This is a genomic window from Bacteroides faecis (assembly GCF_020091505.1).
Taxonomy (GTDB): Bacteria; Bacteroidota; Bacteroidia; order Bacteroidales; family Bacteroidaceae; genus Bacteroides; species Bacteroides faecis.
This window is the reverse complement of the sequence record NZ_CP081916.1, coordinates 1,016,355-1,033,398: the sequence shown is the minus strand read 5'-3', so window position 1 is coordinate 1,033,398 and position 17,044 is coordinate 1,016,355. Positions and strand designations below refer to the sequence as shown.

The following is a 17,044-nucleotide window of genomic DNA, read 5'->3' as shown; positions in this document are numbered from 1 at the left end:
TATAACATTAATTACTCGTAAGTGAAACGTATGAATTTATAGTTGAAGTTACCTCCCTCGCCAATGACAAGTTTCACTGTGTGTTTTCCTTTCGTGAAGTGAAGTTTGGGTTGATTTTCGGGATAAGTAGCATGTTGCCATTTGAAGGCGCTCCAGTCATTGTCATTTATCATATATACGGAATTGGTTGGCACACCGTCCACTTCCAGCGAATAGTATCCGCCGTTACCGTTGTTGACAGAACGGAACAGGTCGAACGCGTATGTACCTGCGTCTTGTACGTCGAGAGTAAACATCTGCCATTCGCCTTCGCCGGTGTATCCGATGTTCATACCGAATTCCAAATCCACACCGGGGCTGTTGTCGTCACCTTTTTCCGACCGGTAGTTGTAGCCGGCCTCATTGTTAGCGCTGTCGTCATGATAACCTATGCCTTCACCTCCCAAGTCGAAATTGAAAACGGAAATCTCGCGGGTTTCAGAAGCGGAAAGGATGGAACGCAGGTCCTCATAATTGTCCAGTATGGCAGGGGCTACATAGAATGTATCTGCGGCATTACTTTCGGGAACTGCATAAGTTGCGTATGATAAGTCGGAACCGAAATCCAATAAATAAGAATTTGTTTCACCGGAAGTGATGTATTTGGTTACTTCTTTTCCTGCTTCGTCTTTGTAGTTCAGTACACAGCTTCCCGGTCTGTCTTTCCATTTCACCACCAGTCCGTTACCGAAGCGGGTAGCTACTTCTACCGTACGGTTGCTCAGCGTAGATTGGAATGATTCGCCGTACACATTGGCAGAGACGTTAATCGGTTTTGATTGATTTCCATACCGGTCTATACAAGTCACTGTAAAGTCGTACTTTTTATTTTCTTCCAGGTCGTCATAATAGAATTTGAATACGCCGCTTTTGTAGTTTACATCTTCTTCGATAGAGCTGTCGTTGTTATTGCATACGACGTTCATTTTCTGAACTTTTTCGTTGTCGATAGTCACTTCTATCAAAACACGTTTATTTCCTGCGCGTGCCAGTACTTCTTTGGATGTGGGCAAGCTTACGGTTACATCTACTGTTTGGGTCCATTCTCCTTGCGTAATGATGATCTGTGTGTTGCCGACTCCGGTAGCGGTTACCAGTCCTTCATTGTTTACTGTGGCGACAGATGGGTCTTCACTTGTCCATTCAAACGTACTTTCGGTGGGGCTTGCGGTCAGTTGCTCCGTATCTCCGAAGAACAGGTTCAATGAGTTCTGATTGACATAAACCATGTTCTCATAATTGTGATCGATTTCTCCGGTGTGACATGCCATCATGCAAAAGACTGCAAACAGCGATATACCCACTTTCGATAATTTACTTACATATTTACTCATAGTAAATTCCTCCTAATTTTTTAAGGTTAATCTATTCTTTTTTTAGTTATCTGGTGTTGCAAACGTACGATAAAGCTGGTTTAAATCTGAGTACGAATGCTGCAAACTTTAGTCAGAATGCGCCAAAATAGGGAATAATACCTGTTATTTTATGAGTCCTGCAGGTTTTAACTCGTACTATTTCCATATCGCGCTATTGTCTGCTGCAAAAGCTCTTTTTAAAGAGTAGCCGACAGGCTATTGAAATTAGTTTATAGTATGATCTTGCTTGTGCCATCCCTTTGGCACAACTGTGCCAAAGGCTTGGCATAACCGTGCCAATAGGGTGGCATAACTGTGCCAAAGGCTTGGCACAAGCAAGGCTGTTACTTTGTTCCGTTTGGTCGCATACTAGGAACGGACAACTCCGGTACTAGAAACGAATTGGTCAAGTACTCCCTTTACAGCGAAACAGTGAGTTTATCTCCCGCATTCATACTGATCTGTACCGAACCGTCCGCATTTATTTCCGGTGTAAATGTTTTCTTGTTCATTTTCCAGTTATATGCACTTGCATTTGAAATGCGGAAAGAGAATTCAGCCGGGACGGATGCCCTTAATTCTGTCTGTTCTATCTGAGCATTTTTCCAGCTTGCATCCAGTTCGATTCCACCGCGGGCGCAAAGTCCTTTGAAGCTTCCGTTTTTCCATTCTTCCGGCAGACAGGGAAGCAGTTCAATCCGGTTATCGTAGCCTTGCAGCAACATTTCTGCGATGCCTGCGGCTCCGGCTGTGTTTCCGTCGAAGGCGAAGATATCTTCACCTGCTCCGGCAATTCCGGCAGGAGAGACAGTGAACATGTTTTCGCGGGATAATGGTCCTAATAACTGCTTTACACTGTTGTATGCTTTTATCGGATCTTTCAGGCGGGCATAGAAGCAAATCATATTGGTACGACTCCATTCCGTATCTTCCCAGTCTTTGGCGGCCAGACGTCTTTCAATAGTGATGCGGGCTGCATTCGCCAGTTCGGGTGTTTTATTTAATGTAATCTGCGAATAAGGATAGAGCGATAACAAGTGTGTGGTGTGACGGTGGTTGGGATGTGCTTCTTCGTAGTCTTCGAACCATTCCTGTACTCCTCCGTTGGCACTGATGCGGAAAGGAGGGAGTTTGCTGATGGCGGTACGGAGGCTGTCGGCAAATGCAGCATCGACATTCAATATTTCCGTAGATTTCAGGCATGCGGAGAATATCTCATAAACCAGTACACGGTCGCAGGTCGGCATCATGGATGCGCAAAACTCTTGCCCCTGATAGCGGAAACTGTTCTCCGGTGAGATGCTGGGACCCGTCACGAGGTAATTGTTCCGGGGATCTGTCACCATATAATCCAGCAGAAATTCAGCGTTGCTCTTTAATAAAGGATAAGCGGTTTCTTTCAGGAAGTTTTTGTCTTGTGTATATTCGTACTGTGTCCACACGTGAGAAGTGATCCACGAAGAGGCGGTCGGGAACAGTCCCCAGAGAATACTGCCTGATACGGCTGCGTATCCCCACGGATTCGATGTAGTGTGGGCGGTCCATCCTTTGCAGCCATATAAGTCCTGAGCTATTTTTGAACCATGTACAGACAGGTCTTTGATATAGTCGAAAAGCGGGAGATGACACTCGGGCAGGTTACCTACATTGGCGATCCAGTAGTTCTGTTCCGTATTGATATCCAGATGATAATCGTTCGTCCAGCCCATGTGGCAAGCCAGATTATCATTGAAGAACCCTTGCAGTGCTACGGGTAGCGGAGAGTTGGGACGTGAAGACGAAATCAGCAGATAACGGGCATACTGGAAGAATAAAGCGTCCAGTCCCGGATCAGATTCTCCTGCTTTCACTCGTGCCCAGCGCTGGTCGTTTGGCAAATGGCTGAATTTTCCATTTTCTCCGAACGAGAGGGCTACCCGGGAGAAAAGTGGGGTATAGTCTTCTACATGTGTATTTCTCAGTGTCTTGAAACTCTTTTTGGAGGCTGCTTCAATTGTTTCCTTGCATTTTTGCTGATAGTCGTATCCTGCAAATGTCGTATTCTTATAATTGGTACGTACGTCAGACAGTAAGAGTACTTCCGTAGCCTTGTCGATGAGAAGTTTCTTTCCGTCCGCTTTGATGGTCCCTCCTTTTATCTCTGCGGCGATGCGTCCTTCAAACAATACGCCTCCTCTGCCGTGTTTTTCAAATTCGGCATTGCCGGTATAAATCAGTTGATTGCCGGAAGCTACGACTTCCGCATTCCGGAGTGGTTGCAGTTCCAGTTCCACTGTGATGGATTCCGGACGGCTGGCTTTTATATGCATCGCAATTACGTCATCCGGATTGGAGGCGATGCACTGGCGGGTATATTCTGTATCGCCTACTTTGTAGGTGACGGTATTGGTGGCGGTAGTTAAGTCCAGTTCGTGATGATAGTCCGATAATTCTCCTTCCGGGTAGGTGAAATTCAGTTTCAAGTCACCGATCGGAAGATGCGTTCCGGCGGAATGAGGACTTCCTGCCATCGTGTTTCCGGCAATGTGGTTGCCTTCGGCGAGGTTGTCTTCAAAAAACAGCTTCCGTATCTGGTCGAGTTTATCTCTTCCCAACGGGCGTTGTTGATGTTCGTCGTACTCTCCCGACCACATAGTCGATTCGTTCAGACCGATGGTTTCCGTTTCCACGCCACCATATACCATTGCTCCGAGACGACCGTTTCCTAAAGGAAGAGATTTCATCCATTCGTCGGCGGGTTTGTCATACCATAATTTCATCGTATCTTCGGTCGCCTCCGATGGCAGGCAACCACTAAACAGAAGTGCGGCCCCGATAATCAGGCCTAATGATCTCGTTATGTTTCTCATGTTATAAAATAGTTATTCAATGATGCTGCAAAGGTATCCGGGAAGGTTATTTAAAAAATGCACAAATGCGGCTATTACTGAAACAAATGCGTCAACTGCTTTCTGTGTACCATTTTTTGGCGTATATTTGCCCGCATAGCAAATATAATAGCTCTATAATATATGAAAAAACACCTGATGCGATTGTTCCTCCTGAACTATTTGTTGTTACTCTCTATCTGTGTCGTTCGTGCGCAGGAACGTTCCGATTTTTATTTCACTCATGTCAATGGAGAAAATGGATTGTCGGCAAGTAATGTAAAAGCAATCTTACAGGATAGCTATGGATTTATGTGGTTTGGGACAAAAAACGGACTCAACCGCTATGACGGAACTTCCATTCTTCAATTTGATTGTGATGATTTGGAGGAGGGTACGGGTAATCATAATATTGGTGCTCTTTTTGAGGATAAAGAAAGGAATTTATGGGTTGGTACAGACAGAGGAGTTTATATATATAATCCGGCGGTCGATGTATTTAAACGTTTCAAAATAGCTTCATCAGAAGGAATAACTCTTGATAACTGGGTAGCGGAAATCCTATCTGATTCACTAGATAATATTTGGGTGTTGATTCCTGATCAGGGACTTTTTCGTTATAAAGACGGAAAAGTTCATCATTATTCTTTGTTAGATAAAGACAATTTAAAAAATAATAATCCGGAATGTATTTGTATCAATGAGCAGGGTGAAGTATGGATAGGCACTTCAGGAGTGAGTTTATTCAAGTATAATTATCGGGATGATAAGTTTGAACAATATCTGGCAGACCGAATGGGACGTTCGTTAATTGGCAAAACAATTATAAGTATTTGTTTTCAGAAGGAGAATGCTATCTTGGGAATACATGAAGGAGATTTGCTGAAATATAATACTCGAACAGATGAATTGAGTGAAGTTTCGTTCCTTGGTGAGAAAAAGACATTTTTGCGAGATGTGATGTGTTTCGGAGATGAAATTTGGGTAGGCTCTCTTCATGGAATTTTCATTATTAATGAGAAAGAAAATAATGTTATTCATTTGAAAGAAGACTTGATGCGTTCATTTAGCCTGTCGGATAATAGTATTTATTCTATTTACAAAGATCATGAAGGAGGAATTTGGATCGGGACAATGTTTGGAGGTGTCAACTATCTGCCTAATCGTATCTTGACTTTTGATAAATACGTACCGGGGAGCGATTCACATTCTTTGAATACCAAACGTATCCGTGGATTAGCAGAGGATAATAATGGGTGTATTTGGATAGGTACTGAAGATAATGGTGTTAATGTATTGGACCCTCGAACAGGTAAAGTACATCAGATACATGATAATGTTCCAGGTCGTCTCATTACACTATCAGTAAAACATTATGAAAATCATATATATGTTGGATTATTTAAACAAGGAATGAATGATATCAGTATACCTGGTGAACATCTTAAATATATCAGTGATAAGGAATTGAATATTGAAGAAGGAAGTGTATATAGTTTTTTAAAAGATAGTAAAGGTCGTACCTGGATAGGACCTGGATGGGGATTATATGTGTCACAACCTAAGGAAAGGAAGTTTCGTCGTGTGGAAGAAGTAGGATATAACTGGGTTTTTGATATAATGGAGTCCAAAGATGGCATAATTTGGCTTGCTACTATGGGAAATGGTGTATGGAAATGTGATCCTAAAACCAATTCTTATAAGAATTATTCTTATAAAGAAGGAGTGGACAACTCTCTAAGTTCGAACTCCGTCAGCTCCATCATGCAGGACAGCAAGGGGAATATATGGTTCTCTACCGACCGTGGCGGTATATGCAGGTATAATGAAGCACAGGATGACTTTACGACTTTCAGTATCGAAGACGGACTACCGGACGATGTCGCTTATAACATCTTGGAGGACGATGCCGGAAATCTGTGGTTTGGCACCAATAAAGGATTGGTCAAGTTTAATCCCGAGAGTAAAGATATACGTGTTTTTACCAACAAAGACGGGCTGTTGGGCAACCAGTTCAATTATCAGTCGGCGTTGAAAGCTCAGGATGGACGATTCTATTTTGGCGGGGTGGACGGATTGATCGCTTTTGACCCTACGGTTCAGGAAGAAGAGAAGCCGCTCCCTCCTGTCTACATTTCCAAGTTTAGTATATATAATAAGGAGGTAACGGTTCATACTCCCGGCTCACCCTTAAAACAATGCATCGTACATACGGATGAAATTGTATTGCCTTACGACCAGTCCAATATCAGTTTTGACGTGGCTTTGCTCAGTTACTCTACTGCCGAGTCCAACCAATACTATTATCGTATGGAACCAATTGACAGGGACTGGGTACGGGCAGCCAGCAACCAGAATATTTCGTATGCCAAACTTCCGCCGGGAAAATATACCTTCCGGGTGCAGGCTACTCACGGCAATAAGTCCGAGTCGTCCACACGCTCTCTGTCTATTATCATTCTTCCTCCGTGGTGGCAGTCTGTCATTGCGTACGTTGTATATACCGTATGTATTATCCTCATTGTGGTAGGTGTCATCTTATGGTACAAACGCCGCAAGGAGAAACAACTGGAAGAGCGGCAAAAGCTGTTCGAGATTGAAAAGGAGAAAGAACTGTACGAATCCAAAGTAGACTTCTTCACAGAGATAGCGCATGAAGTACGCACTCCTTTGACCCTGATCAACGGTCCCCTTGAAGCCATTGGGGAAATGGAAATACAGGAACCCAAGATGAAGAAATATATCAGTGTGATGGTTCAGAACACCAAACGCCTGCTGGAACTTACCGGGCAACTGCTGGACTTCCAGAAGATTGGCGCCAACAAGCTGACCATGAAATTTGAGAGTGTGGACATTACCGAACTTCTTGCCGGAATCGTGGAACGCTTTGAAGTGACGTTCAGTTTGAACCGCAAAGAATTGCAGTTGAAATCGACAGAAGAGCAGGTATGGGCAGCTGTGGATAAAGAAGCGATAACCAAGATACTGAGCAACCTGCTCAATAATGCGTTGAAATATGCCAGCCGGAATGTACTTGTGGAACTGGAAAAGGGAGAGGGCAGCTTTACGATTCGTGTCACCAGTGACGGAAACAAGATTCCGGCAGAAGTCAGCCAGTATATATTCGAACCCTTCTATCAGGTGGACAGAAAAGAAAAGCCTCGCAACGGGGTGGGAATCGGATTGTCTCTGGCACGTTCGTTGGCGTCATTGCACAAAGGTACCATCTATCTGGATACCAATCAGGAGAATAATGTTTTTGTACTGACCATTCCTTTAAATATGGAAGGCATGAAACTGGAAAACCATAAAACCATACAGAAGGACATTGTCGAACTGGATGAACATACCCCCGTCACGACAGATATATATGGATATACCCTCCTGCTGGTGGAAGACAATGAAAGCATGCTGACCTTTATTCACGAACGCTTGCAGGAAAGCTTTACCGTAGAGACAGCGATGAACGGGGTAGAAGCGCTGGAAATATTGCGGAGCAGCCATATAGACTTGATCATCAGTGATATCATGATGCCTGTAATGGATGGCTACCAACTTTGCAAGGAAGTAAAATCGGACATGGAACTTTCTCATATCCCTATCATCTTCCTGACAGCTAAAAATGATATCGACAGCAAGATCAACGGTCTGAAATATGGTGCGGAAGCCTATGTGGAGAAACCTTTCTCTTTCAATTATCTGAAAGAACAAGTCCTGTCTTTGCTCGACAACAGGCGCAGGGAGAGAGAAGCTTTCGCAAAACGCCCGTTCTTCTCCGTCAACAATATGCAGATGAATAAGGCGGACGAAGAATTTATGAATAAGGTGATCAAAGTGATTGAAGATAATATAACCGATGACAACTTCGGTGTAGAACGTATGGCAGACATACTCTGTATGAGCCGTTCCAGTTTGTTAAGGAAAATCAAGACGCTGTTCAACTTGTCTCCGCTTGATTTTATCCGGTTGATCAAGCTAAAAAAGGCAGCCGAATTTATTCAGGAAGGGAAATACCGTATCGGAGATATCTGCTACATGGTCGGTATCAATTCACCGTCTTATTTCAGCAAGTTGTTCCTGAAACAATTCGGCATGACCCCCAAAGATTTTGAGAAACAATACCAATCCGGCAAGCAGATCGTTATCACGCAGGAGATAAAGAATGTCGATGCAGGAGCGGGAACAAAATAGATAAAATACCTCTCTTAGCCCGCATTGGAGCTTATTTGCCGTATTTTTATCATTTTTTGAATCGTTTGTACATAGTAAAGGAGTTGCCAATCCTTACCTTTGTGGCATACCTTAATAAGAGAAAAAAAGTTTCTTATTCGGGTATGCTTTATTTTTTTACACTAGAATATTATACCATATGAAAAACCAAAAGCTGCTACTACAAAAAATGTCCGGAGTATCCCTGATGCTTCTTCTGTTTCTTTTCTTTTCTAACTGTGCGGGTGGAGGCGGAACGTTCTCTACCGATGTATGGAATATAACTTATGACGATCAGGAAGGTGGTATATCACTCACCTATAAGTCAAAAAATATTTGTAACGGAATGTATGCTTCCTATCAATGGGAAGGGAAGGAAATAAAGACGAGTGATTATGCCCGCCATAAAATCAGTACGGGCAAAGTATCCGATTCTTTCGGGAAGGGACATATATATAAGGTAGAATACACGGATAAGGAACTTCCTGAACTGACCCAGTATTTCTATCTTTATCCGGATAAAGAATATATACTGACCGACTTCACGGTAGAAGCGAAAGAGGAAATCAGTTCCGCCAAAATGGCTCCGGTCAATGTCGATTCCATTTCCGGATTCTTGCAGGCAGGTGACAACCGTGCCCTTTTTATTCCGTTCGACAATGACAAATGGATCAGATATCAGTCTCATCCGCTTGGTTTCGATACGTTGGTTAGTTATGAAGTAACAGCCATATTCAATAATGAAAGCCGGAACGGCCTGGTAATCGGTTCCGTAGAACATGACAACTGGAAAACAGCTATTTCGATAGGCAAGGGGATGAATGATAATATAGGTTCGCTGGTATGTTATGGGGGCATGGCAGATGAGCAGACCCGTGATGTGAAAGCTCACGGTGCATTAGTAGGTAAAAAGATTAAATCCCCTAAAGTTTTTTTGGGTTTCTTTGAAAATTGGTGCGATGGACTGGAAGCGTATGCGAAAGCCAACGCTGTAATTGCCCCTCCCAAAGCATGGGAGAAAGCTGTTCCATTTGGTTGGAACAGCTGGGGGGCATTACAATTCAACCTGACGTATGAGAAAGCGATGGAAGTCTCCGACTACTTCAAGGAGAATCTGCAAAATAATCATTTCGTAAACCCCGACCAGACTGTTTATATCGGTCTGGATTCCGGTTGGGACTGTATGAATGAAGAACAGCTGAAATCCTTTATCGAAAAGTGTAAGTCGAACGGGCAGATCGGTGGTATCTACTGGACTCCGTTCACCGACTGGGCACGCGACCCGGAACGGACGGTGGATGCCGCACCGGAATATAAGTACAAAGATATCTATCTCTATGCCAACGGAAAGCCGCAGGAGCTGGATGGCGCTTATGCGGTCGACCCTACGCATCCGGCAGTAGAGGCTATGATGAAAAAGACTTCCGGTTTATTCCACCGTGCCGGATTTGAGTATGTAAAGATGGACTTCATGACACACGGTGCAATGGAAGCCGACAAATGGTATAATCCCGAAATCAAGACAGGTATACAAGGATATAATTATGGCATGAAGTTGCTCAACCAGTACTTTGGCGATATGTATATCAACCTGTCCATTTCTCCTGTCTTCCCTGCCCAGTATGCGCAATCACGCAGAATAGCCTGTGATGCCTGGAATCAGATCAAGGATACCGAATATACATTGAATGCTCTTTCATACGGCTGGTGGCAGAAGTATATCTACCAATATAATGATGCCGATCATATCGTCCTGAGAGATGCCACTGACGGGGAAAACCGTGCCCGTATTACTTCGGGTGTCATTACCGGCATTTACATTACAGGAGATGATTTCAGTGCAGGCGGGGGAAAAGACGGTAAAGAGAAGTCACAGAAATACCTGACGAATCCGGAGGTAAATGCTGTGGCAACAGGAGAAGTGTTCCGTCCGGTAGAAGGAAACGGGGAAAAGTCGGAACATATCTTTGTAAGACAGACTCCTGACGGTCGTTTCCATTGTGCGGTATTCAACTATTCGGATCAGGAACAGACTACTACGCTCTCATTGGAAAGAATAGGGCTGGATAAAGCACGCAGCTATCAGGTGAAAGAATTATGGAGCGGCAACGAGACTTCTGCCGAAGGACAGCTCGAAGTAACTGTACCCTCTAAAGATGTGCAATTATTTGAATTTAAATAACCGAAAAATGAAAAAATACCAATTAACACTCTTATCGTTATGTGTGGCGGCCTTTGCGCAGGCTAAGGTTACACTACCCTCATTTTTTACCGATAATATGGTCATTCAGCAAAACAGCCGGCTGACTTTACCGGGAAAAGCGAAGGCCGGTAAACAGGTGACCGTAAAGGTGAGCTGGAATAATGAAAAATATACGACTCAAGCGGCAGCCGACGGTCATTTTACGATAGAAGTCCCGACTCCGTCTGCCGGAGGACCTTATCAGATAACTGTCTCGGATGGGGAGAAACTGGTGTTGAACAACGTCCTGTCGGGCGAAGTATGGATCTGTTCCGGACAGTCGAATATGGAAATGCCCGTTGCCGGATGGGGAAAAGTAATGAACTACGAGCAGGAAGTGGCAGATGCTGACTATCCCTCTATCCGCCTGTTGCAAGTGAAGAAAACCGTAGCTTTCTCTCCGCAGGAAAACGTAGAAATGAATATGAACGGCTGGCAGGAATGTAGTTCCGCTACTGTGCCGGAATTTTCTTCTGTTGCTTATTTCTACGCCCGTAAATTGTGGAAAGAGCTGAATATACCTGTCGGGGTGATTGATTGTACGTGGGGTGGGACACCTGTCGAATCGTGGACAAGTCATCAGACATTGAAGCAGGTCATGGGATTCCAGAAAAAGATGGCCGAAATGGAAAGCGCAGGTTTCCGGAGAGAGAAGCTTGTCGAACTTTATCACCGGGAAATGGACGAATGGCTTCAGAAGTTTGATGTTAAGGACCCCGGATTAAAAGACGGAACTCCACAATGGATATCAGCCCTTCAGGAAGGGAATGAATGGAAACCGATGGAACTGCCCGCCTATTGGGAAACTCGCGGACTGAATTTTGACGGTACCGTCTGGTTTCAGAAAGAAGTGGAAATACCTGCTGACTGGAACGGTAAGGAGATTACCTTCCATCTGGCCATGATCGACGATGATGATATTACTTACTTTAACGGCAAGGAAATCGGAAGAACGTCGGGATGTAATACGGTGCGTGCTTATCAGATTCCCGCAGCATTGGCAAAGGCAGGCAAAGGAGTGATCACCATACGTGCCATCGATTATGGCGGCGAAGGCGGTATACACGGAGAACCCCGGCAGATGTACATGGAAGCGAACGGCAAAAAGATTTCCCTGGCAGGCAACTGGAACTATCATATCGGTGTGTCGATGACTGGTGCACCTTCCAGACCTTTGTCTCCCGAAGGAACCGGATGGCCGACATCCTGCTACCCAACTGTACTTTACAATGCAATGATACACCCTTTTACAGTCTTTCCTATCAAAGGAGCTATCTGGTATCAGGGAGAGAATAACGTAGGATTTGACGAACAATACAGAGTACTGTTCCAGTCAATGATAACAGACTGGAGAAGAGCATGGAAGCAGGATTTTCCGTTCTACTTTGTGCAGTTGGCCAATTATCTGAAACCGGAAGAAGTGCAGCCGGACTCTAAATGGGCGGCTCTCCGTGATGCGCAGGCACATGCGCTGCATTTGCCCAATACAGGTATGGCATGCGCTATCGATCTTGGTGAAGATTATGATATCCACCCGAAGAACAAGCAGGAGGTAGGAAGACGACTGGCACAAGCGGCATTGGCAAAGACTTACAACAAAGGTACGTATGAAGTTCCCGCTTATCAGGGATACCGTATTTCGGGACGTACGCTGATTCTTAGCTTCGATCAGGAAATTGTAGCTAGAGAAGGTGAGCCGAAAGGCTTTATACTGGCAGGTCCGGACGGAAAATTTGTTCCGGCACAAGCTATCATTCGCGGAAAAGAAGTCATTCTGCAGTCCGACCGGATAGAAATACCGACGGCAGCCTGCTACGCGTGGGCAGATAATCCGGTCTGCAACCTATATGGCAAGAGCGGGCTTCCCGTCCCTCCGTTCCGTACCAGAGAATAAATATAAACCATAATAATGTACACAATGAAATTAAAAGCATTCTTACTTTTTTTTCTTTTGAGTTCTTTTTCTCTTTTGCAGGCTTCTGACAAGCCGCTTATCAAAATAGAAACTGAACGGACCAGCCTTATCTATCAGGTAGCTGATAACGGACGTCTGTATCAGAAATACTTAGGCAAAAAGCTTCACCACGACTCTGATATCCAGTATCTGCCACAAGGAACCGAGGCATATCTGACTCATGGTATGGAAGATTACTTTGAACCGGCTATTCACATACGCCATAACGACTACAACTCTTCACTGCTGTTGAAATACGTAGATCATTCGAGCAATAACACCGGCAACGGAATCAACGAGACGGTGATTACCCTTAAAGATGATAAATATCCTGTTACCGTAAAGCTGCATTATGTAGCTTATGACAAAGAGAATATTATCCGTACATTCACTGAAATCAGCCACGAAGAGAAGAAGCCTGTCATACTTAGTAAGTATGCTTCTTCGATGCTTCACCTGAACAGTAGCAAGTATTTCCTGACCGAGTTTTCCGGTGACTGGGCACACGAGGCCAATGTGACTGAAAGAGAGCTTGCCTTCGGTAAGAAAGTAATCGATACCAAGTTGGGTGCACGCGCCAATATGTTTGTTTCCCCTTTCTTCCAACTGGCTCTTGACAATCCTTCGCAGGAAAATGCCGGAGAAGTATTGGTAGGAACCATCGGATGGACTGGCAACTTCCGTTTTACTTTCGAAGTAGACAACAAGAACGAACTGCGTATAATCAGCGGAATCAATCCGTATGACTCGGAATACAGTCTGCCCGCAAAGGAAGTGTTCCGCACTCCGGACTTTTATTTCACGTACAGCACGCAGGGAAAAGGAGAGGCAAGCCGTAGCTTCCATGACTGGGCGCGCAATCACCAGGTGAAGAAAGGGAACGAAACACGTATGACTTTACTTAATAACTGGGAATCTACCTATTTCGATTTTGATGAAAACAAACTGATCGGTCTGATGGATGAGGCTACCAAACTGGGGGTAGACATGTTCTTGCTGGATGATGGCTGGTTTGCCAACAAGTATCCCCGTAGCAGTGACCATCAGGGTCTGGGCGACTGGGAAGAAACTGCCGGTAAACTGCCGAACGGAGTAGGACGTCTCGTGGAAGAGGCGCATAAGAAAGGTATCAAGTTCGGTATATGGATAGAGCCGGAAATGGTGAATCCGAAAAGCGAGCTTTACGAGAAACATAAGGACTGGGTGATTCACCTGCCCAACCGTGACGAATATTACTTCCGTAACCAGATGGTACTCGACCTCAGTAACCCGAAGGTACAGGATCATGTATTTGGCGTGGTCGATAACCTGATGACTAAATATCCCGGCATCGCCTTCTTTAAGTGGGACTGCAACAGTCCGATAACCAATATCTATTCGGTGTATCTGAAAGATAAGCAGTCTCATCTGTATATCGATTATGTGCGTGGACTCTACAAGGTATTGGACAGGATCAAGGCTAAATATCCCGATCTTCCGATGATGCTGTGTGCCGGTGGCGGCGGACGCTCCGATTATGAAGCATTGAAGTATTTCACAGAGTTCTGGCCGAGCGACAATACCGATCCTATCGAGCGCCTGTTTATACAATGGGGGTACTCGCAGGTATTCCCGAGTAAGACGCTGTGTGCCCACGTCACTACCTGGAATCGTGGAACCAGCATCAAGTTCCGTACCGATGTGGCCATGATGTGCAAGTTAGGTTTCGACATCAAACTGGAGGATATGAACCAGAACGAACATCTGTACTGCGATCAGGCTGTGAAGAACTACAATCGCCTGAAACCGGTCATTCTGGAAGGCGATATGTATCGTCTCGTTTCTCCTTACGGAAGCAATCATACCTCTTCCATGTTTGTAGGAAAAGACAAGAAAACGGCTGCTGTATTTGCGTTCGACATCCATCCGCGCTATGCCGAAAAGACATTGCCTGTCCGTCTGCAAGGATTGGATATCAACAAAATGTATCGTGTGAAAGAAATCAATATGATGCCGGGCAGCAATTCTTCACTCAAAGGCAACGATCAGGTTTTCTCCGGAGAATATCTGATGAATGTCGGACTGGATCTTTTCACGACACAGCAACTGAACAGCCGTCTCATTGAAATAACAGCAGAATAAAAGCATATAGGAAACATAGCTTATAAAAACACCACGAACCATGAAGAAATTACTTTTAAGTGTATGTGCATTTTCATTGACTCTCGCTACATTGCAGGCAGGGGAAATCACTAAATATGTAAATCCATTTATTGGAACTGGGGCCATCGATGGGGGACTCTCGGGTAATAATTATCCGGGGGCAACCTCACCGTTTGGTATGATACAACTTTCTCCGGACACCAGTGAAGCGCCCAACTGGGGCGATGCTTCCGGGTATGACTATAACCGGAGTACCATTTTTGGCTTTAGCCATACCCGTCTGAGTGGTACGGGAGCTTCGGACCTGATCGACGTTACATTGATGCCGACCAGTAGCGGACGCACCTCTTCCACATTCACCCATGACGAGGAGAAAGCCAGCCCCGGTTATTATCAGGTAATGCTGAAGGATGAGAATATCAATGTAGAACTGACCACTACTCAGAGAAACGGTATTCACCGCTATCAATACCCCGCCGGTAAAGATGCGGAAGTTATACTGGATATGGATCATTCGGCAGATAAAGGTAGTTGGGGACGCCGGATTATCAATGCTCAGATCCGTATTCTGAATGATCATGCAGTGGAAGGTTACCGTATCATTACCGGATGGGCGAAACTGCGTAAAATCTATTTCTATATGGAGTTTTCAAGCCCTATCCTTACTTCTACCTTGAGAGATGGCGGACGTGTCCATGAAAACACAGCAGTGGTCAACGGCACTAATCTTCATGGCTGCTTCCGTTTCGGCAAGCTGAATGGAAAGCCGCTGACGTGTAAGGTAGCCCTTTCGTCCGTCTCTATGGAGAATGCCCGTCAGAACATGGAACAGGAAGCTCCGCACTGGGACTTCGACCGCTATATGGCTGCTGCGGATGCCGATTGGGAAAAGCAACTGGGAAAGATTGAAATAAAAGGTACGGAAGTCCAGAAAGAGATATTCTATACGGCTCTTTACCACACGATGATACAGCCTAATATCATGTCTGACGTGAATGGCGAATACATGGCTGCTGACTATACAGCCCGTAAAGTGGGCGACAATGAAACTCATTATACCACATTCTCCCTGTGGGATACTTTCCGTGCCTCCCATCCTCTCTATACCCTGCTGGAACCCGAACGGGTGACTGACTTCGTGAAGAGCATGATACGCCAGTATGAATACTACGGTTACCTGCCTATCTGGCAATTATGGGGGCAGGATAATTACTGTATGATCGGCAACCATTCCATCCCTGTGATTACTGATGCCATCCTAAAAGGCATTCCCGGGATTGATGTGGAAAAAGCCTATGAAGCGGTGTATAACAGTTCGGTAACCTCACATCCCAACTCTCCTTTTGAAGTGTGGGAGAAGTATGGCTTTATGCCTGAAAATATTCAGACTCAATCGGTTTCCATCACTTTGGAACAGGCTTTCGATGACTGGTGTGTCGCACAACTGGCTGAGAAACTGAATAAGGATGCTGATTATGAGCGATTCCATAAACGTTCTGAGTATTATCGTAACCTTTTCCATCCGAAAACGAAGTTCTTCCAGTCCAAGAATGACAAGGGAGAATGGATCGAACCTTTCGATCCTTATCAGTACGGTGGAAATGGCGGCCATCCGTTCACCGAAGGAAATGCATGGCAGTATTTCTGGTATGTCCCGCACAATATTCAGGCTTTGATGGAACTGACAGGCGGAACGAAGGCCTTTGAGCAAAAGCTGGATACGTTCTTTACTTCCAATTATAAGAGCGAACAGATGAATCATAACGCTTCGGGATTTGTGGGACAATATGCACATGGCAATGAGCCCAGCCATCACGTAGCTTATCTCTACAACTTTGCAGGTCAGCCGTGGAAGACTCAGAAGTATGTCAGCCATATTCTGAATACGTTGTATAACAATACATCCTCGGGATATGCCGGAAATGATGACTGCGGTCAGATGTCTGCATGGTACGTATTCAGTGCGATGGGATTCTATCCGGTCAATCCTGCCGACGGTCGGTATATCATCGGCTCTCCGCTTCTGGATGAGTGTACTTTGAAACTGGCAGGAAATAAGGATTTTCATATCCGGACCATCCGTAAGTCTCCCGAAGATATCTACATTCAGTCGGTAACTTTGAATGGAAAGAAACACAAAGATTTCTTCATCACTCACCAGGATATAATGAACGGTGGTACGATGGTCTTTAAGATGGGAAAGAAACCGTCCGGCTGGGGAAAGTAACCAAAGAAT

Annotated in this window: 7 protein-coding genes; 5 read left to right on the top strand and 2 right to left on the bottom strand. The window is 44.8% G+C overall.

All coding sequences use genetic code 11. The features are described 5' to 3' along the window. Positions 1-11: 11 nt before the first annotated feature. The gene (locus K6V30_RS04420; RefSeq protein ID WP_022301317.1) at positions 12-1,373 is read right to left on the bottom strand and encodes a DUF4998 domain-containing protein; all 1,362 of its coding nucleotides are present in this window, start codon (positions 1,371-1,373) and stop codon (positions 12-14) included. Between the two features lie 440 nt (positions 1,374-1,813). Further along, the gene (locus K6V30_RS04415) at positions 1,814-4,243 is read right to left on the bottom strand and encodes a glycoside hydrolase family 95 protein (RefSeq protein ID WP_055269292.1); all 2,430 of its coding nucleotides are present in this window, start codon (positions 4,241-4,243) and stop codon (positions 1,814-1,816) included. A 177-nt stretch (positions 4,244-4,420) separates the two neighbouring features. Between K6V30_RS04415 and K6V30_RS04410 the strand changes: the two genes are divergently transcribed. The 5 genes from K6V30_RS04410 to K6V30_RS04390 all read left to right on the top strand — a co-directional run bounded on the left by K6V30_RS04410 (position 4,421) and on the right by K6V30_RS04390 (position 17,035). Beyond that, complete coding sequence (locus K6V30_RS04410) at positions 4,421-8,452, top strand: hybrid sensor histidine kinase/response regulator transcription factor (RefSeq protein ID WP_055269291.1); 4,032 nt, start codon at positions 4,421-4,423, stop codon at positions 8,450-8,452. Between the two features lie 178 nt (positions 8,453-8,630). Further along, positions 8,631-10,652: an alpha-galactosidase gene (locus K6V30_RS04405; RefSeq protein ID WP_022301320.1), complete on the top strand. Its 2,022-nt coding sequence runs from the start codon at positions 8,631-8,633 to the stop codon at positions 10,650-10,652. A 7-nt stretch (positions 10,653-10,659) separates the two neighbouring features. Then, positions 10,660-12,606, top strand: coding sequence for a sialate O-acetylesterase (locus tag K6V30_RS04400; protein WP_055269322.1), 1,947 nt, complete (start codon positions 10,660-10,662; stop codon positions 12,604-12,606). Between the two features lie 24 nt (positions 12,607-12,630). Next, positions 12,631-14,787, top strand: a complete 2,157-nt coding sequence (locus tag K6V30_RS04395; protein WP_022301322.1) for an alpha-galactosidase — start codon at positions 12,631-12,633, stop codon at positions 14,785-14,787. 40 nt (positions 14,788-14,827) lie between these two features. Next, positions 14,828-17,035 (top strand): GH92 family glycosyl hydrolase, encoded by a 2,208-nt coding sequence (locus K6V30_RS04390; RefSeq protein ID WP_055269290.1) that lies wholly within the window; start codon positions 14,828-14,830, stop codon positions 17,033-17,035. Positions 17,036-17,044 lie beyond the last annotated feature (9 nt).

Bases quoted from the DNA above. Each gene is read 5' to 3' on its own strand.
- K6V30_RS04405 (WP_022301320.1), top strand. From the start codon at position 8,631: ATGAAAAACCAAAAGCTGCTACTACAAAAAATGTCCGGAGTATCCCTG.
- K6V30_RS04420 (WP_022301317.1), bottom strand. From the start codon at position 1,373: ATGAGTAAATATGTAAGTAAATTATCGAAAGTGGGTATATCGCTGTTT.
- K6V30_RS04410 (WP_055269291.1), top strand. From the start codon at position 4,421: ATGCGATTGTTCCTCCTGAACTATTTGTTGTTACTCTCTATCTGTGTC.
- K6V30_RS04400 (WP_055269322.1), top strand. From the start codon at position 10,660: ATGAAAAAATACCAATTAACACTCTTATCGTTATGTGTGGCGGCCTTT.
- K6V30_RS04390 (WP_055269290.1), top strand. From the start codon at position 14,828: ATGAAGAAATTACTTTTAAGTGTATGTGCATTTTCATTGACTCTCGCT.
- K6V30_RS04395 (WP_022301322.1), top strand. From the start codon at position 12,631: ATGAAATTAAAAGCATTCTTACTTTTTTTTCTTTTGAGTTCTTTTTCT.
- K6V30_RS04415 (WP_055269292.1), bottom strand. From the start codon at position 4,243: ATGAGAAACATAACGAGATCATTAGGCCTGATTATCGGGGCCGCACTT.